This window comes from Solibacillus sp. FSL W7-1464 (assembly GCF_038004425.1).
In the GTDB taxonomy this organism is placed as follows: domain Bacteria; phylum Bacillota; class Bacilli; order Bacillales_A; family Planococcaceae; genus Solibacillus.
Window position 1 is genome coordinate 1,701,586 of the sequence record NZ_JBBORC010000001.1, and the last position, 18,958, is coordinate 1,720,543.

Genomic DNA, 18,958 nt, shown 5'->3' on the forward strand with positions numbered 1-18,958 from the left:
TTTCATCTGAAGCTTATATTAGAACTTTCCCGGATATATTAGCCCATCCGGCTGACATATTAGAAGTTCTCGACCTCTTATTATAAAATCCGGACCACTTATTTGAACATCGGCGACTTATATTAGAAGATCGGTGTTTTATTAGAACTTTTTCGGATATATTAGAACATCTCTCCGATTTATTAGAAACATAGTTAACAGTTGAATCATTTTGGAGATCGGAAAGCGAGAAGGAAAGCAAAACAGCCAGTCCCTGGTATGACTACCGGCAACTGGCTGTTTCTTCATATATATTAAGCTGTCTTCTTAATCTGTAACGCCATCGCAGCACCGAAGAATTCATAATGAATCTTCTCGGCAGGTACACCTAGCTCAACTAAGTATTGGATGACAGTTTCCATGAATACTGTTGGACCACATACATATACTTCCGTACCAGGAACCAGGAATTCCTCGATTTGCGCTTTTGTAATATAGCCGTCTAAATCTGAATAAACCGCTTTATATTTACCGTCTGTCGCTGCAACGTTTTCTTCGATTGTTTCTTTAAACGCCGCTACATTTTCGTTGCGTGCACATTGGATAAATGATGCTTGGCGGCCTTCGATTGTTTTAAGCATTCCTTGTAAAGGTGTTACACCAACGCCACCGCTGATGAATAGAACCGGGCTGTCATTTTCCACTAATGTGAACACGCCTGCAGGAGCACTTACATCCACTTTCGTGCCGATTTCAGCATTGTGCAGGAAGTTTGAAACAATGCCGTTTGGTGTTACATCATCTTCACGTTTTACAGAAATGCGGAAATAATCTTCCGAACCATCTGTTAATGTATATTGGCGGTTCATTAAGTATTGTTCACCAGGTACTTGTGTGCGCAATGTAATGAATTGGCCTGCTTTAAATGGTGGTAATTTTTCACCGTTAACCGGTTTTAGATAGAATGATTTCACTGCTTCGCTTTCTTCTACAACTTCTGAAATTGTAAATTCTTTGAATGCGCGCCAGCCTCCAGCATTTTCTGCTGCTTTGTATAAATCTTCTTCAACTGAAATGAATACATCTGCAATGACGCCGTAAGCTTTACCCCAAGCATCGATAATTTCATCTGTCGCCGCATCTCCAAGAACTTCTTTAATCGCTTCTAACAAATATTTGCCCACGATCGGATAATGCTCCGGTAAAATACCTAAACTTACGTGTTTATGGGCAATTTGGACAACAGCCGGAACGATTGCCTCCAAGTTATCGATGTGAACTGCAGCTGCATACACCGTGTTTGCTAATGCTGTTTGCTGACGATCTTTCTTTTGGTTTGTATGATTGAAAATGTTTAGTAATTCCGGGTTTTCTCTGAAAAGGTTTGAATAGAAAGTTTTAGTAATGGCTAATCCGTGTACCTCCAATACAGGTACAGTTGATTTAATAATATTGATTGTTTGTTGTGCTAACATACATTGCACGTCCCCTCAAATTTGGTTAGTTTGTTTCTTGCACCATCAATATACTGCTAAAAAAATGCTAAAGCAATATCAAAAATACATCTTTAACAGATCTGTCACAAAGATATATAAAAAATACATCTTTAACAAAATGGACACAAAACATTATAATGAATTCATCGATAAACATAAGCCGTTCTATTCGAACATTTTTATTAAAATGTTATACTTAAGTTGAAGAAAGATGGTGAACAGCGTGCGGTTAACAGTATATACAGACTATTCTTTGCGTACGCTCATGTATTTAGGCGTACGGGGCAGAGAAAATTTAGTTACGATTCAGGAAATTGCAGATGCGTATCAGATTTCCAAAAACCATTTAATGAAAGTAACCCATGATTTAGGAAAACATGGCTATATTGAAACGATTCGCGGACGCGGTGGTGGCATCCGTCTGGCACTTGAACATGAACAGATCAATATCGGTGATGTCGTCCGTAAGACAGAAGATGACTTTCACCTTGTTGAATGTTTCAATCCGGAAGGAAATCTTTGCAAAATTTCACCGGAGTGCAGGCTGAAATTTGCTTTACACGAAGCATTAAAAGCATATTTGGCTGTGCTTGATACCTATACATTGGCGGATGTGCTCGTATCGAAAAACATTTTAAGTGAATTATTCGACATTACCCAAACTAGTAAATAACCGTTTACTAGTTTTTATATACATAAAAATAAACGAATAAAGAGGGAAGCTATGAAAAAGACAGTTTTTATTACAGGAGCGACAAGCGGTATTGGACGCATCATTACAGAAATGCTTGTAAAAGAAGGGCATACCGTTTATGCAACTGGAAGAAACGACAGTGCCATTAATTATTTAAATGGGATAGGGGCGGTTGCCTACAAAGCGGATTTACGAATTCCATCGCAAATAGATGAAGTCGTTTCGCAACTTCCGCCAATCGATATCGCTATTTTAAACGCCGGATTAGGTTATTTTGAAAGTGCAGTAGATTTAGCTGATCAGGAAATCGATCAAATGCTCGATGTAAATGTCCGTGCACCGATCCACTTGGCAAAACGTCTGGCACCGGCAATGATTGAAAGAAAGAATGGCCATTTTATCTTTGTCGGTTCACAGGCAGGCAAGGTCGCTACAAAAAAAGCGAGTGTTTATGCAGCGAGTAAACATGCAGTTACCGGTTTTGTGAATGGTCTTCGTCTGGAGCTGGCAGAGTACAATATACATGTTACCGGAATTTATCCGGGCCCGATCGATACACCGTTTATTCAAAAAGCCGATGCGACAAACGCTTATAAAGATGCAATCGGGAAATTTTTATTACCTCCTGAAAAAGTGGCTAAAGAAGTTGTCTATGCCATCGGGAAACGTCCGCGTGAAGTGAATCTACCCCGTATTATGAGTGTAACAAGTAAATTATATGCAGTCGCGCCAGCACTTGTAGAATTTGTCGGCAAAGGATTCTTTAATAAGAAGTAAGTGTGAGGGCATTCAACTTTTTTACCTTAAAAATTAAAATGTTCTCTTCTGTAATCTGCTGCAAATAATAGCATATTTATGCATGAACGAGAGCTTGTGAAAACTTCCGGAGTGAATGTTTTTAGATTGTATCAAAAAGTGAAAAAATTTATATAAATGCAGTTGCGTTTATTTTTATAACGTGTTACTATTCGTGTATAAACTATTAATTCAATGTATAAACATACATCATTTGGGGGCAATTAACATGGCGAACAAAAAAGTCGTATTGGCATATTCAGGTGGACTTGATACATCAGTAGCAATTCCATGGTTAAAAGAACAAGGTTGGGACGTAATCGCAGTATGTCTTGATGTTGGTGAAGGTAAGGACTTAGAATTTATCCGTAACAAAGCACTTCAAGTAGGTGCTGTTGAATCATATATGATCGATGCAAAAGATGAGTTTGCAGAAGATTTTGCATTAATCTCATTACAAGGACACACTTGGTATGAGCAAAAGTATCCATTAGTTTCTGCATTATCTCGTCCATTAATTTCTAAAAAATTAGTAGAAATCGCAAATGAAACAAATGCCGATGCAGTAGCACACGGCTGTACGGGTAAAGGGAATGACCAAGTACGTTTTGAAGTATCAATCAAAGCATTAAATCCGGATCTTGAAGTATTGGCACCTGTACGTGAATGGGGCTGGAGCCGTGACGAAGAAATCGAATATGCAGCAAAACACGGTGTTCCAATTCCTGCAACACTTGATTCACCATTCTCGATTGACCAAAACCTATGGGGCCGTGCAAACGAAGCTGGCGTAATGGAAGATCCTTGGGTAGCACCACCAGAAGAAGCATACGGTTTAACTGTTTCATTGGAAGAAGCACCGAATACACCGGAATACGTTGAAATCGAATTCGTTGAAGGGAAACCTGTTTCGATTAACGGTATTCAAATGAAACTGGCAGACTTAATTCAAGAATTAAATAAAATTGCCGGTGAACACGGTATCGGCCGTATCGACCACGTGGAAAACCGTCTAGTTGGTATTAAATCTCGTGAAGTATATGAAATTCCAGGTGCAAAAGTATTATTAACAGCGCATAAAGAATTAGAAGATATTACATTAGTAAAAGAATTGGCGCATTTCAAACCAATCATTGAACAAAAACTATCTGAAATTATCTATAACGGTCTTTGGTTCAACCCGATCCGTACAGCGCTTGAAGCGTTCTTAAAAGAAACGCAAAAGTATGTAAACGGAACAGTTCGTGTAAAACTTTACAAAGGCCATGCGATTGTTGAAGGACGTAAATCTCCAAACTCTCTATACTCTGAAGAATTGGCGACATATTCAAAACATGACCAATTCAACCATGCTTCTGCTGTAGGCTTTATCGAATTATGGGGTATGCCGACAGTTGTTGCATCAGAAGTAGCAAAAAGTTCAAAACAAACAGTAAATAAATAATTAGATATACGGTTAATGAAGTGAGCGATTCGGAACCCGAGTCGCTTCTTCTATTATTAGGAACAAAAGTTGAGGAGTGAAACTACTATGGCAAAATTATGGGGCGGTCGTTTCCAAAAGTCTGCAGAAAGCTGGGTTGACGAGTTTGGGGCATCGATTGGCTTTGATCAGCAGTTAGTGTTGGAAGATATTGAAGGTTCTGTAGCGCATGTTACAATGCTTGGTGCACAAAATATTTTACCGAAAGAGGATGTCGAGAAAATTCTGGACGGTCTTGCACAATTGAAAGTAAAAGCCGAAGCGGGTGAACTGGAGTTTTCAGTTTCAAATGAAGACATCCATTTAAATCTTGAGAAAATGCTGATTGATCTAATCGGTCCTGCTGGAGGGAAGCTTCACACTGGACGCTCACGTAATGACCAAGTCGCAACAGATATGCACTTATTCCTGAAAAAGCGCGTACCTGAAGTAATCGGCTTGATCGAACATTTCCAAAAAACGATTGTCGAGCAGGCAGAGCAGAATGTGGACACGATTGCACCAGGCTACACGCATTTACAGCGCGCACAGCCGATTAGTTTTGCCCACCATTTAATGGTGTACTTCTGGCAGTTGCAACGTGATAAAGAGCGTTTTACAGAATCGATGAAACGCATTGATATTCTACCTTTAGGTGCCGGGGCGATGGCAGGTACGACATTCCCGATTGACCGTCTGAAATCGGCTGAACTGCTTGGTTTTGCAGAAGTGTATGCCAATTCGATGGATGCGGTAAGCGACCGTGACTTTATCGTTGAATTTTTATCAAATTCAGCACTATTAATGACACACTTATCACGTTTTGCGGAAGAAATCATTATTTGGTCTACGGATGAATTTAAATTCATCGAGCTGGATGATGCATTCTCAACGGGTTCATCTATTATGCCGCAAAAGAAAAATCCGGATATGGCGGAACTGATTCGTGGGAAAACAGGCCGTGCATACGGGAATTTAATGGGGCTGTTAACAGTTTTAAAAGGTACGCCGTTAACATACAACAAAGATATGCAGGAAGATAAGGAAGGCATGTTCGATACGATGGATACGGTATTAGGTTCACTGAAAATCTTCGAAGGCATGGTTCGTACGATGACGGTCAATAAAGCGCGTTTACACAGTGCGGTACATTCAGACTTTTCGAACGCGACAGAGCTTGCGGATTATTTGGCGACAAAAGGCATGCCGTTCCGTGAAGCGCATGAAGTAACAGGAAAGCTTGTATTTACATGTATCCAGCAAGGCATCTACCTACTGGATCTGCCATTGGAAGAAATGCAGAAAGAATCTGCATTAATTGAAGAAGACATATATGCAGTACTTGCACCGGAAGCCGCTGTGAGCCGACGTAATTCACTAGGTGGCACAGGTTTTGAGCAAGTGGCACTTCAAATTCAAAATGCGAAACAGCTATTAGTATAGCAATGGGTGTCCTGTAAAAAACTTTACAGGGCATTTTTGTTCCTTTTAATGGAATTTTTTCTTATGCAAATTAAAAATTAGCAGTATAATAATAGATACTTTAAAGAGAAAGGTGTCTTTTTATGACAAATACAAAGACTTCGCAAACATGGGTGCTTACGTTATTTGCACTTGGCGTATTTATGGCGGCACTCGATAATGGCATTATCAGTGCCGCACTGACAACGATCAACAGTTCGTTTAATGTCGAAGCAAATTGGGGAGCCTGGGGTGTTACACTGTACACACTCGGCTTGGCTATCAGTGTTCCGATTGTAGGGAAACTTTCGGACCGATATGGACGAAAAAAACTGTTTATTGTTGAAATTGCGCTTTTTGGTCTAGGTTCACTGCTCGTTGCACTTAGCCCGAACTTTACATTTTATCTGATTTCCCGCTTTATCCAGGCGATGGGCGGAGGCGGTATTTTTATTATCGGTACTTCGTATGTCGTAAGTACACTGCCTGCGGAAAAGCAAGGGAAAGCATTAGGATTACTTGGCGGGATGAATGGGGTTGCCGCTGTTTTAGGTCCAAATATCGGAAGTGTCATTTTGGATCTGACAGGCAGCTGGCATTGGCTGTTTTTAATTAATGTGCCAATCGCAATTTTCCTTGTTATCATGGGTTATCTCAAACTGGAAGAAACAAAAGATGCAGCACCCGGCAAGCTTGATATGACGGGGACGGTTCTGCTTTCTGTCGCGATTTTAGGGATTATGTACGGGCTGACAAATATTGAGGGGATTAACTTCTTCAGTTCTCTGATCGAACCGACAGTCTATCCGTATTTACTGGCTGGGATTATCGTACTTGTTATCCTTTACTTCTATGAAACTCGTCTTGAACGCCGTGGTGGGGACCCGATTTTACCGGTGGCGTTAATGCGTCAGCCGACTTATTTACTGACATTGTTGTTAGGTCTTCTATCTGGTGCGATGCTTGCTGCAATGATTTTCATTCCAGCCTTTTCGGAGCAAGTATTGGGCATTAAATCCGAGCATGCCGGGTACTGGATGACACCGCTTGCACTGGCTGCAGGGATTGGGGCAGCGGTTGGCGGTATTTTAGTCGATAAAAGAGGGCCGGTCTTAGCGGTTCTGTTTTCAGGTCTCGTTGCCGCAATTGGCTTTTTCCTGTTCCCGACATGGATTGATGCCAAATGGCAGTTTGTCATTGCATCCGTAATTGGCGGTGTCGGCATGGGGGTACTTTTAGGAGCACCACTGAACATTTTGGCTACTGAAAAACTCGAAGCAAATAAAGGGACGGCACTAGCGTCATTATCGTTAATCCGAACAATCGGGATGACAATCGCGCCAACGATTTATGCTGGATTTATCGCGCGCGGCTTCAGTGAAATCCCATCCTTATTTAAAAACGACTTTCAAGGAATTTTGCAGCAAAATGTACAACAGGCGAATTTATCGGAACAGGCTACTGCTGAGCTTGCTCAAGTGGGCAGTCAGTTTGCAGCAGGCGGTCAGTTTTCCGAGGAACAAATGATGACTGTCGTCCAAAACATACAGGATCCGACGTTAAAAGAAGTCATTATGAATTCTGTCAATGAAGTAACGGTTATGGCAGCACAGAACGGCTATGGCGGCCTGTTTTACTCGGCAGTTGTCATTGCAATCTGCATTTTTGCAGTTGGATTGTTTTTAAAACCGATTCGAAAAAAATCATTGGAAATTTAAAAAAGTGTTTTAGGTTGAACAATTTGGGGTACTTTATCTTTAGACTCATGCAAAGCTTGTGTGGGTGTGAAGTCTCTCCCCCAATAGTAGACTTACAAAAAGTGTCCTTTTGCGCATAAAAGGGCATTTTTTGTGTCTAAAAGCGATGCATTTGTTTTCCGGCAACCTCAAGTTAGAATATTCGCAATGTTTTGCGTTATAATTAGCAAGAGCAGCATGAAACTTTTTATTGAAATTAACGTAAATACTAGTAATACATAGAATGGGGGAATCGAACATGGCTGAAAATCCATTATTTGAAGATTTAAACAAACGAGCTGAGCAAGAGCCGGCACCAACGACTGATCTTGTCGAACAACCACAAAAACAACTTGTTTCGGAACAGGAGCTTTCTCAAATCCGTCAGCGTCAGGAACAGCTAAAACAGCAGCCGCAAGTTCAGCAGCTTGCAGAAAAAATTGACGTAAAAAATCAAATCGCCGTTCTCGAATTCGGTAAAGAAACCGCTCAGGGTATTTCAACATTTTCAGACCGTATGCTTGCAACGATTAAACAAAGCAATCTGGAAAAATCGACAACATTACTCAACAATCTAAATAAAATTATGGACCGCTTTGATCCTCAGGATTTCCAGGAAGAGCAGAAAAAAGGCTTCCTGAAAAAACTGTTTTCAAAAAGCAAAGAGCAATTGGAGCGCATTTTATCCAAATACGATACGATGAACAAAGAAGTCGATGTCGTTTATAACGAAATTCAGAAGTACGAAGTGGAAATGAAACGAAACACCGTACAGCTGGAACAAATGTATGATGAGAATTTAAACTACTTCCATACATTAAGCGAGCATATTGCGGCAATCGATATTAAAGTAAACGATTTGCGTCAGCAGCTGCCGGCATTGTCGGCGAAAGCGGATTCCGGTGACCATGAAGCGATCATGGAGCTTGAAACGGTAACACGCGGAATCGAGCTATTGGAGCAACGAGGCTACGATCTTGAAATGGCCCAGCAAGTATCATTCCAGTCAGCCCCGCAAATTCGTTTAATGCAGCAAGGGAACAACCATCTAATCGGAAAAATCAACTCCGCATTCGTGACGACAATTCCGATTTTCAAACAAGGTCTGATCCACGCCGTTACAATGCAGCGACAAAAGCTTGTTTCGGATTCGATGGCTGAACTGGACCGCCGTACAAATGAAATGCTTGTGCGAAACGCGGAGAATGTCCGTCAAAATTCGGTGAACATCGCGCGTCAGGCAGGCAGTCCAAGCATTAAAGTCGAAACGATCGAAACAACTTGGAAGACGATCATTTCGGGTATTGAAGAAACAAAACAGATTCAGGCAGAAACAGTTCGCAATCGTGAAGAAGGGCGTAAGCGCATTGAACAATTGCAGCTTGAATATGAAAAATTAAAGAGCATGTAATCAAATAGATTATTTTTGAAAGGCATCGAGTTTCCTTTGCTCGATGCCTTTTATCATCTTTTTAAACACTTTAGGGGGAGTTTTATGCAAGTATTAAGTCGCAAATTTACAGTAGCACTCATTTCTACATTTCTTTTCAGTTTTCTGTTAGCGCTTATCGTGACGATGACCCAAAGCGACCAGTATTTAACGTTTAGTATGACCGTGCTGACATTTATCGTATTAAGTGCACCGATGTTTCTCATTGTCGGTGTTGCAGTATCTTTTCTTTTTGAAAAAAATCTGCGTTCAACTACCATGAAATGGTTCAGTTATATCATCATTGGCGCGGCATTTACAGTTCCTTACGCCCTCTACTTTTTTGAAGATGCCAATCTTTTATTATACTCAATAATAGGCGGGGTGGGGGCAGCCATCTATTGTGGCATACACCTAATATTCGATAAATATATATTCAAAAATACGGATTAGCATACAATTTAAAAGCTTGTTATATTAGGCATATAAGCGGTCTAAAATTTCCTTTTGGTGATTAATTAGGGGTGAATTTGGTGAAATTGGGTAAATAACAACAAAAGAAAATTTACACAAGTATTGCCATGAGGGAAAGGAAGACAATGATGGAAAAGAACTTAATGAAAATCGACGAATTTCTTAAAATGCCTAAAAGTGTTATACGCAGAGCAAATGAACGGGACGTATTGAGTATAAAGAATGAACTGCTTATATTAATGAATGAAAAAAGCGATATGTATGATAAGGCGCATATCCGAAAATTAATTAATGAAATCCAGTTTTTAAATGTGTTTGTTGTAAAGGATGATTTTGATAAAACCGTATTTTCCTACGAACCTCCAAAATACGCATCACCCCGCGTAACGATTAAAGAAAGTGGCTGGATCGAGCTAATCAAATAATAATTACTATATTTCCAACAGTGGAATCATGATAAAATTTTATTATGAAAAGAAAGTTGGAAGAAGGTAGTAGTTGTGGAACGATTGAAAGGCATAGCGATGATTCTAGCAGGCTCGATGTTTTGGGGGGCTACCGGTCCGATGATGGAATGGCTCCTGCAAAAAACAGCCATGACCGCAGAGTTTATGCTTGCTGTAAGGTTAACGATTGCAGGGATTTTAATACTAGGCATTGCAGCTATGCAGAAAAAATCAGTATTTTCCATTTGGCATAACCGGAACCATTCCGTACAATTGCTGGTTTTCAGTGTGATTGGAATGGTCGGTTTACAATTTACGTTTGTAAAGTCGATTGAAGTGAGCAATGCGATTATTGCAACACTTTTGCAGTTTTTAGCGCCAATCTTCATCGTCATCTATACATCGGTTATTGGGAAGGTTCTTCCACCGCGCAGTCAATTGATCGGTATTTGCGGTACGCTTGTCGGGCTGTTTTTATTGCTGACAAACGGCTCGGTATCAGGATTGCTTGTGAGTAATGAAGCGCTTGTTTGGGGACTGCTGTTAGGATTTACGTATGCATTTTATACACTGTATCCTGCTCGACTGATGGCTGAAGTAGGGGTCATCATCATTATCGGCTGGGGTATGATCATAGGCGGAATTATTTTCTCGGTAACGGGGCAGCTTTGGAGACCGGAGCAATGGCTGTTGCTGCTGGATCCGTTAAATGTAGTCATCATTATTGCTACAGGCATTTTGGGATCCTTCGCCTATATTTTATTTTTAACAAGCCTGAAATACATATCACCAGTTGAAACGAGTATTTTATCGAGTATTGAACCATTGACGGCAATGGCGATTTCCGTTGTCTGGCTCGGTGCGACATTGTATAACTGGCAGTATGTCGGTATTGTATTAATGCTAGTGTTTGTCGCCTATTTATCAATTGCCGGGAGCAAAAAGTCTCCCACTTCGAATGTCTAAGTGAATGTCACTTAGGCATTTTTGGGTATAGAAAATGAAGGAGGCGTTGTTATGGAAGCATTCGATTTTTTTACATTACATGAAAAAGATATAAAAGATGATATTAAACGCTTAGTATTAGCCGATTCACCTTCGCAAAACAAAGAGCTGCTTGATCTGTGCAAAGATGTACTCCAGTCGATGTTTTATGACTACTTTCATGTAAAGGCAACGGAATATGCGATGGAGCATAACGGCAATCATCTCCGCTTTGAAATGGGCGAAGGGACCGAACAGATCTTAATGATCGGTCATTATGATACCGTTTGGGACAAAGGGGCCTTGCCGTACCGCGAGGAAGAAGATAAAATTTTCGGTCCTGGTATTTTGGATATGAAATCAGGTCTCGTCAGTGCGATTTGGTTTTTTAAATATGTTCAAAAAATGAATCTGCCTTTGAAGCGTCGGGTTGTTTTTTTCCTGAACAGTGATGAAGAAATCGGAAGCCCAACATCCAGAGCGCTAATCGAGGAAGAAGCGAAAAAATCGGTGGCCGCCTTTATACTGGAGCCGGCTGTTACCGTTTCAGGCGAACTGAAAATTGCGCGGAAAGGGACTTCCAGATATTTGCTGAACATTCGGGGGCTTGCATCGCACGCAGGAAATAATCCGCGGGATGGTGTCAGCGCAATTACGGAAGCGGCAAGACAAATCCTGAATATTGATGCGCTCAACGATTACGAGAAGGGGACAACGCTGAATGTCGGGATGATCCAGGGCGGCGGTAAATTGAACGTCATCCCTGACGAGGCGCATGTAGGGGTCGATGTCCGGTCGGTTACACGCACAGAGCAGGAGCGTATCGACGATTATTTCGAGGAGCTTAAACCATATGATCAGCGTACGAAAATCGAAATCGATGGGGGAATTAACCGGCCACCGATGGAACGTGATGAAGAAAGCGAAGAACTGTTCGAAATTGCGCAGGAAGAAGCGGAGGAGCTTGGTTTTGATGTGGAGGAAGCATCAGTCGGGGGCGCGAGCGACGGCAATTTCACGTCGTTATACACGCCGACATTGGATGGTCTTGGACTTGTAGGGGATGGTATTCACGCCGAACATGAGCATATTTTAAAAGACCATATCATTGAACGTTTCGCACTTTTGACGAATACATTGATGGAAGTTGTGAATGAGATTGAGATGGAGGGAAATCGGGATGACGGCAAAAACACTGGCTAATTTGATGAGAGAATCGAATCGTACAGTTGTGCTGACGGGTGCCGGGATGTCGACCGAATCGGGCATACCGGATTTTCGATCGTCAACAGGTCTGTGGCAAAATATTGATCCGCGTATTGTTGCCTCTACCGAAAGTATGCAGAAGAACTATGAACAGTTCCGCGAGTTTTACCAGGGGAGAATTACCGCTCTGGACAACTGCAAGCCGCATCAGGGGCATGTAATATTGGCGGACTTCGAAAAGCGCGGACTTGTTTCGATTATCGCGACCCAAAATGTCGATCAGCTGCATCAGCGGGCGGGTAGTAAAAATGTAGCGGAACTTCACGGCAATATCGTGACAGTCCGCTGCCAAAAATGCGGCAAACCACATGCAAAAGAACAATTTTTGAATAACAATATTTGCACCTATTGTTCCGGTAAGTTACGGCCGAATGTTGTGCTGTTTGGTGAAACATTACCGATGGAAGCATGGGACCGTACACTCCACGAAATACATGAGGCGGACCTTGTCATAGTAATCGGCACAAGTTTGGAAGTATACCCTGTCAATCAGCTGCCGAGCATGTCGAAAGGGAAGCTCGTCTATATAAACCGCCAGCAAACGTCCACGAGCGCACATTATTCGTTTGATTTAGTATTGAAAGGGTCGGCCGGGGAGGTTTTGGCTGATGTTCATCGAGAGTTGGAGAAATTAAAAAAGTAATAACTAAGCCTGTATAAAAGTGCAGGCTTTTTTCTGTGGTAGTGGAAAATCCGAAGCAACTTTCTGAAACTTTACAAACATTTCGCCAAGCACTCATTTATAATGGGAAATAATAACTAACCCTTAAAGGAGAAATTTAACTTTATGCAATTATCTATTTACACGAAAAATCCGCATGCGAAAGCAATTTCATATTTACTGGCGAAAAACCCGGCAACCGTTTATGAGCGCCAAGTAAAAGGGCACGCGGTTCGATTTGTATATCATAAAATGACTGATGACGAATTATACGCATCCATCTTTGTTACACCTGATTCATTGGCGCTTGTAAAAGACAATGAAGCATTTGATATTACCCATTACATTAATGACCGTGAATTTGCAGTAAGTACCATTTTCTTATCGCTTATTCGTTCAGCTTTAGGCACAGCGCTGAACGGAAAGCCTAAGGAAGAATATATCCAATTTGCAGCAATGGACTTTCCGTTTACGTTTGAATTTGGTCCCATTTCCTCAAAGCTCACAGACGAGGAAATCCGAAATTTATGGGAACCGTTAGGCTATGAAGTAACAATTAACACAATGACTGACGCTAAACGTGCACGATTCTTAACGCTTGCAAACACCATTCCGTTAAAGAAAGCACTTCAGCAAATTTTTATATTAATCCCGGTTATGGATGACTATAAGCATTATTTTATTGATGAAGCCGAGCGGGAGCGGTTGGAAAATTACGGAGAGGGCTGGCTTGAAGCTCATCCGATGCGTGCGTTCATTTATAAAAAAGCATTGCGCTTTAAACAGTTATACAAGACAGAAGAGAATGAGCAAAAAGTCGACAAGCCATCTTTAAATACGCGTCGCTATGAAACGATTGCAGAGGTGGTTACAGCATTAAAACCTAAAACGGTCATCGATATGGGGGCAGGAGAAGGGAAATTATCGGTGCTTCTTGCGCAGATCGAATCGATTACTAAGCTGTACAGTGTCGATCCTAGTAATCATGCACTTGCAAAAATGCAAAAACGGTTTGCCGATCAGCAATTTGCCGCGGCACCCATTATTAAATGGGGCTCACTTTACTATGAGGATCAAGAGTTTACAGACGCGGATGTATTTATTTTATGCGAAGTCATCGAGCATGTTGATGAGGAAAGACTGCCTCAAATGATGCAGCTCATCACACAAAACTACAAGCCAAAGCATTTAATTATTACGACGCCAAACGCGGAGTATAATACGGTTTACGAGCTTGAGGAAATGCGCCATGATGATCACCGCTTCGAATGGGACCGCAAGCAGTTTGAGGCGTGGTGTAAAGCGGTTGCGCCAAACTATGAATTACGATTTGAAGGAATCGGTACAGTACATGAAAAGTACGGTGCACCTACTCAAATGTGTGTCATGACAAGGAGAGATTCTCATGCAAGTTAAACTTCCAAACGGGGCGATCGTACTTTTAATTGGGCCATCAAATAGTGGGAAATCCACATTACTGCAATCATTAGTCGATTCGGGTCAGCTTCTTGAAAGCGAGATCATTAGCTCCGACTACTATCGTCGGCTTGTGGCGGATATCGATTTTATCGATTTTACAGCTATATCTAAAAATGATGAGGATATGGTTTACGAAGAATATCAGCGCATTTCAGAGCAGGCATTTCATGCGCTTCATACGATTGTGGAAGCCCGTGCAAAGCTAAATAAAGTATCGATTATTGATGCAACAAATTTACGCGGCTTTGAACGCGCCAAATATTTTGAAATTGCTAAGCGTCATCATGTACCCGTTTTAGCGCTTATTTTAAATACACCAAAAGAGCAGCTACTGGCACGTGATATGTTGCGTGATAACCCTAGAGGTCGTAAACGTGTGCTTCTGCAATTTAATACGTTGAAATATGAGTTGAAAGCAATAAAGAAAGAGCCCTTTGCCAAAATTTATAAAGTAAATGACGAAAGCGTCGAGATCGTGCGAGAACCGAATAAGCTTTATTTAGAAATCGAAAACGGTTTTGATATTATCGGGGATATTCATGGCTGCTATGACGAGATGCTTGTGCTCTTGAAGGATCTTGGCTATGAGCAGCGCGGCAATGTATATGTTCACCCAGCTGGCCGCCGATTAATTTCTGTAGGCGACATTATGAGCCGCGGTCCTAAATCACTTGAAACGATGCAATTTTGGTTGAATCAGATCGAAGCAGGATTAAGCTATATGACAGACAGCAATCATGGCTGGAAAATAGCGCGCTGGTTAGACGGGAAAAATGTATCTCTTAATCACGGGGACGAACTTGTCGAGCAAGAATTTACCGAGTACGAAAAGGTGCATGGCGAAGATGCTGCAAAGGCGCTAAAGGAGCGTTTTGTAAGCATGCTATTAAAGGCACCGTCACATTATATTTTAACGAAAAATAAGATCACAAAAGCTGTTGTTACACATGCTGGTATAAAGGACCATTACATCGGCAAGGAATCTAAACGCATATCTGATTTTTGTCGATACGGTGATATTCAGCAAACGGACAGCTCCAGTAAGCCTGTACGCGGGGACTGGTTTTCGCAGCACAAAACGAGCGAGCTGATCATTTGGGGACATGATGTGAAAGTACAGCCGTTTAAAGCAAACCGGACGATTAATATTGACCAAGGTGTTGTATTCGGCGGGGAGCTTACGGCATTTCAATATCCTGAGCAGACATTCAAAAGTGTGAAGGCATTCGCGAATTATGCCGGGACTGAGGACAACCCTATTTTAGAGGCGAAAAATAAGCGGTTCAGCTCGCCAAATGCTGCACAATTTATAAATGGCTTTGCGGTTCATACAACGAGCGGGGATCAAATAACAATTCCGAAAGAAAATGCATTGGCAGCAATGGATACATTTTCCCACTATACATTGCCTTTGGAGCAGGTAATTTACATCCCGCCAACAATGAGTCCAACCCCACAAACATCGGCGTTACCGGCTTATTTGGAACACCCTGCAGAGGCGTTTCATTACTATAAGAAAAACGGTATCCAAAAAATGATAGCCCAGAAGAAGCATATGGGCAGCCGCACTGTCATCTTTATTGCAAAAAATAAAGAAGTGGCAAAGGAGCTTATTAACAGTGATAGCCTCGGCTACATTACAACACGTACGGGCCGCGCTTTCTTTGAACAAAAAGAGCAGCAACAGATGGTGGAAAAAATCCATGCGGAACTAGCCGCCAAAAATTACTTCGAGCAATTTAATACAAATTTCGTCTTAATGGACGCCGAAATTCTACCTTGGAATTTAAAAGCACAAAGCTTAATCGATCAGCAATATGAAACGGTCGCTGAAAATGCGTTGATGGACCGCTATAAAATCATCGAAAAGTTGAAAGCCACAGAGCAAGTGGACGTGACGAGCTGGCTGGATGAATATACCGATAAATATAAAAATGCTGCACGCTTCGACGCGGTTTTCAGAAACTATTGCTGGCCAACAAATGAGCTTTCAGGTATACAAATCGCACCGTTCCATATTCTTGCACATAGCTCAACGACAAACTTCCACCAGTCTCATAGCTGGCATATGAATATGAATGCGTATTTGGCCGAGAATAGCTCGCTCTTTATACCGACAGAATACCGTTTGATCGAAAGCGAAATGGATGAGCAGGAAGTAATCAATTGGTGGCAGGACATGACTGAAAATGGACATGAAGGCATTGTTATTAAACCGTTCGATTTCCTGGCTTATCATAAAGGGAAATTACTGCAGCCGGCTATTAAAGTGCGGGGTCGTGAATATTTACGGATCATTTATGGTATGGACTATACAAATGAAGTCTTCATGAAAAAGTTGAAACAGCGTAACCCTTCCCGTAAAATGAAAAACGCTTTATTGGAATTTAAATTAGGGCTGGAAGGGATTTCACGCTTTATAAGTTTGGAAAGCAGCAATCGTGTACATGAATGTGTACTTGCAACGCTTGCGTTAGAAAGCGATACAATCGATCCGCGTTTATAAATTAATAGGAGACTCCCTTCAATTCAGCTATTTGGATTGGAGGGATTTTTCTTTTACTGCAAGCCTTTAAAATGCTAGGCTAACAAGTAGAAACTAGCTATTGTATAATTAGGTACATAAATCCTGAAAAAGAACTATTTTGAATATTTTTCGCGAGAAATACTAGCGGCACTAAAAAGCTTAAAGGAGTTTAAACAATGCCAGTAATTCTGACAAGTATTTTTTCGGCGTTCATCATTTTTCTTACTGTTTTTTCTATGATTAAAGTACTAAGTATAGCCTATAAAAGAAAAGAGATTTCTATGTCAAAATATAGAGTGTATGCATCTTCTTTTATAGTGGCAGGGATTATAATTGCTGCAATACTACCTTTTGGCTATCAAAAAATATACGAAATGATCCTCTGACTGTGCTTTGCAATACCGTCTTGCAGGTATCAATATGTATAAAAAAATAGTCGATAATTAGTCATTTTAATGCTGAAGATAAGCAGGGAAAACTAATAGTCAGGGAATGTTATACTTTCATTAAATAAGGGGGCGAAAAAATGGATTATTCTAAAATTTATAATGAGGAACTGATTGGCTTAGTAAAAGAGAAGATCAAGTCAGCCGGTGAAGTTAAAGCGGTGAAGTTTGTGAGAGAACAAACAGGTATGTCCTTAATACAGGCAAAAAAATTTGTGGATTTTTGTAAAGAATAGATATGATAATGAGCGTCAATAAACCGATTTAAAAGGAAGTGATTTTTTGGTCAGTCAACTAATATTAGATGACCGAGTAATTCAAGTAAGTAGCTATGAAGAAGAAAAAGTAAATGGGCGCTATAAAGTCTCCGTCATTTTTGACGTGACAAGTGAAGAATATCATGACATCGCGACGTTACTTTACAACGGAACATTTGACGTAAAGATTCCTGAGAAAGCATTAATGTTTAGAGGAACGATTTACAACTATTCCACGTCTATTACAAATTTGTATGAAAAAAATCAGGTAGGACAGTATAAGCTGACTTTAGTGGAGGAAAAGGACTGAAATTAAATGAGATTAAGCATATTGGATCAATCCCCTATCTCTTCAAATCAAACTCCTCATGATGCACTAAACTGGTCAATGAAGTTAGCACAGGCTGGGGAGGCACTAGGATATACAAGATACTGGATTGCCGAACACCATGATTTATCTGGACTGGCATGTCCTGCACCTGAAGTAATGTTAAGCTATATCGGCGCTAACACGAATCGAATTCGTATAGGATCTGGCGCGGTTTTATTGCCTCATTACCGACCATATAAAGTTGCTGAGACCTTTAATATGCTAGCGACATTATTTCCAAATCGTATTGATTTAGGGATTGGTCGAGCGCCAGGAGGATCCGCTGAAGCGATGACTGCTTTGTCTGGTAATTTTATAAAAAATGTTGGAAGTTTTCCTTCCTTACTGAGAGATTTACTTCATTTTTTAGATGATGATTTTCCAACGGATAGCGAATATTCAAAGTTATCGGCGTCTCCCATACCTGAAAATCCGCCAGTACCTTGGCTCCTTGGAACGGGTAAAAAAAGTGCTTTACTAGCAGCGGAAAATGGTTTGCCGTATACTTTCGGTTATTTTATGAGCGATCAAGATGGGGCTGCTATTATTAGCGAATATATTGATGGCTTTAGACCAAGAAAAAAAGGGCAAACGCCACAAGTCATCATTACTGTTAACGTTATTTGTGGAGAGACTACGGAAAAAGCCGAAGAAGTTGCAGCAAGCTTTCTCATCTGGTCATTACAAATGGAAAAAGGGGAGGGGCATCAAGGAGTTCCTTCTATAAATGAAGCTAAGCAATATAAGCTAACTGAAAAAGATACAGAAACGTTGAAAAAAGTTAGACAAAAAATAATTATTGGTAATCCTCAAGAAGTGAAACATAAATTATTTGAGCTAAGAACAAAATACCAAGCAGATGAAATGATGATTAATACAATCACATACTTACCAGAAGATCGAATCCGATCGTATGAACTAATTGCAAAGGAAGTATATTCAGAAGGATTTCCCTTAAAGTAATCATGGATAGATTAGGAAGTTCTGAAAACTAAA

Annotated in this window: 17 protein-coding genes; 16 read left to right on the forward strand and 1 reads right to left on the reverse strand. The window is 40.8% G+C overall.

The annotated features are described in order from the left end of the window. Positions 1–293 precede the first annotated feature (293 nt). Positions 294–1,454, reverse strand: coding sequence for an NO-inducible flavohemoprotein (hmpA, locus tag MKZ25_RS08215; protein WP_340801080.1), 1,161 nt, complete (start codon positions 1,452–1,454; stop codon positions 294–296). Positions 1,455–1,698: 244 nt separating this feature from the next. Between hmpA and MKZ25_RS08220 the strand changes: the two genes are divergently transcribed. The 16 genes from MKZ25_RS08220 (at position 1,699) to MKZ25_RS08295 (ending at position 18,925) form a co-directional block, all read left to right on the forward strand. Next, positions 1,699–2,148, forward strand: a complete 450-nt coding sequence (locus tag MKZ25_RS08220) for an RrF2 family transcriptional regulator (protein ID WP_340801081.1) — start codon at positions 1,699–1,701, stop codon at positions 2,146–2,148. 51 nt (positions 2,149–2,199) lie between these two features. Further along, positions 2,200–2,946, forward strand: coding sequence for an SDR family NAD(P)-dependent oxidoreductase (locus MKZ25_RS08225; protein ID WP_340801082.1), 747 nt, complete (start codon positions 2,200–2,202; stop codon positions 2,944–2,946). Positions 2,947–3,193: 247 nt separating this feature from the next. Beyond that, positions 3,194–4,408, forward strand: coding sequence for an argininosuccinate synthase (locus MKZ25_RS08230; protein WP_340801083.1), 1,215 nt, complete (start codon positions 3,194–3,196; stop codon positions 4,406–4,408). 87 nt (positions 4,409–4,495) lie between these two features. Continuing rightward, positions 4,496–5,869 carry an argininosuccinate lyase gene (argH, locus tag MKZ25_RS08235; protein WP_340801084.1) on the forward strand — a complete coding sequence of 458 codons (1,374 nt, stop codon included), beginning with the start codon at positions 4,496–4,498 and terminating at the stop codon, positions 5,867–5,869. Positions 5,870–5,991: 122 nt separating this feature from the next. Beyond that, a complete protein-coding gene (locus MKZ25_RS08240) occupies positions 5,992–7,605 on the forward strand; it encodes an MFS transporter (protein ID WP_340801085.1) in 1,614 nt (537 codons plus the stop codon). Positions 7,606–7,882: 277 nt separating this feature from the next. Next, positions 7,883–9,034 carry a toxic anion resistance protein gene (locus tag MKZ25_RS08245; RefSeq protein ID WP_340801086.1) on the forward strand — a complete coding sequence of 384 codons (1,152 nt, stop codon included), beginning with the start codon at positions 7,883–7,885 and terminating at the stop codon, positions 9,032–9,034. Positions 9,035–9,118: 84 nt separating this feature from the next. Next, positions 9,119–9,505: a hypothetical protein gene (locus MKZ25_RS08250; RefSeq protein ID WP_340801087.1), complete on the forward strand. Its 387-nt coding sequence runs from the start codon at positions 9,119–9,121 to the stop codon at positions 9,503–9,505. A 149-nt stretch (positions 9,506–9,654) separates the two neighbouring features. Further along, positions 9,655–9,951 (forward strand): hypothetical protein, encoded by a 297-nt coding sequence (locus tag MKZ25_RS08255; RefSeq protein WP_079526514.1) that lies wholly within the window; start codon positions 9,655–9,657, stop codon positions 9,949–9,951. Positions 9,952–10,026: 75 nt separating this feature from the next. Continuing rightward, positions 10,027–10,938 (forward strand): DMT family transporter, encoded by a 912-nt coding sequence (locus MKZ25_RS08260; RefSeq protein WP_340801088.1) that lies wholly within the window; start codon positions 10,027–10,029, stop codon positions 10,936–10,938. Positions 10,939–10,989: 51 nt separating this feature from the next. After that, positions 10,990–12,159: a M20 family metallopeptidase gene (locus MKZ25_RS08265; RefSeq protein ID WP_340801089.1), complete on the forward strand. Its 1,170-nt coding sequence runs from the start codon at positions 10,990–10,992 to the stop codon at positions 12,157–12,159. Next, positions 12,137–12,865 carry an SIR2 family NAD-dependent protein deacylase gene (locus MKZ25_RS08270; RefSeq protein WP_340801090.1) on the forward strand — a complete coding sequence of 243 codons (729 nt, stop codon included), beginning with the start codon at positions 12,137–12,139 and terminating at the stop codon, positions 12,863–12,865. The genes MKZ25_RS08265 and MKZ25_RS08270 overlap by 23 nt, the downstream gene beginning before the upstream one ends. A gap of 144 nt (positions 12,866–13,009) precedes the next feature. Then, positions 13,010–14,299 carry a methyltransferase domain-containing protein gene (locus MKZ25_RS08275; RefSeq protein WP_340801091.1) on the forward strand — a complete coding sequence of 430 codons (1,290 nt, stop codon included), beginning with the start codon at positions 13,010–13,012 and terminating at the stop codon, positions 14,297–14,299. Beyond that, complete coding sequence (locus tag MKZ25_RS08280; RefSeq protein ID WP_340801092.1) at positions 14,289–16,868, forward strand: AAA family ATPase; 2,580 nt, start codon at positions 14,289–14,291, stop codon at positions 16,866–16,868. Before MKZ25_RS08275 ends, MKZ25_RS08280 begins: the two co-directional genes overlap by 11 nt. Positions 16,869–17,415: 547 nt before the next feature. Continuing rightward, positions 17,416–17,571, forward strand: coding sequence for a hypothetical protein (locus MKZ25_RS08285; protein WP_340801093.1), 156 nt, complete (start codon positions 17,416–17,418; stop codon positions 17,569–17,571). Positions 17,572–17,617: 46 nt separating this feature from the next. After that, complete coding sequence (locus tag MKZ25_RS08290; RefSeq protein WP_340801094.1) at positions 17,618–17,902, forward strand: DUF3219 family protein; 285 nt, start codon at positions 17,618–17,620, stop codon at positions 17,900–17,902. 6 nt (positions 17,903–17,908) lie between these two features. After that, positions 17,909–18,925 carry an LLM class flavin-dependent oxidoreductase gene (locus MKZ25_RS08295; protein WP_340801095.1) on the forward strand — a complete coding sequence of 339 codons (1,017 nt, stop codon included), beginning with the start codon at positions 17,909–17,911 and terminating at the stop codon, positions 18,923–18,925. The last annotated feature ends 33 nt before the right edge of the window (positions 18,926–18,958 follow it).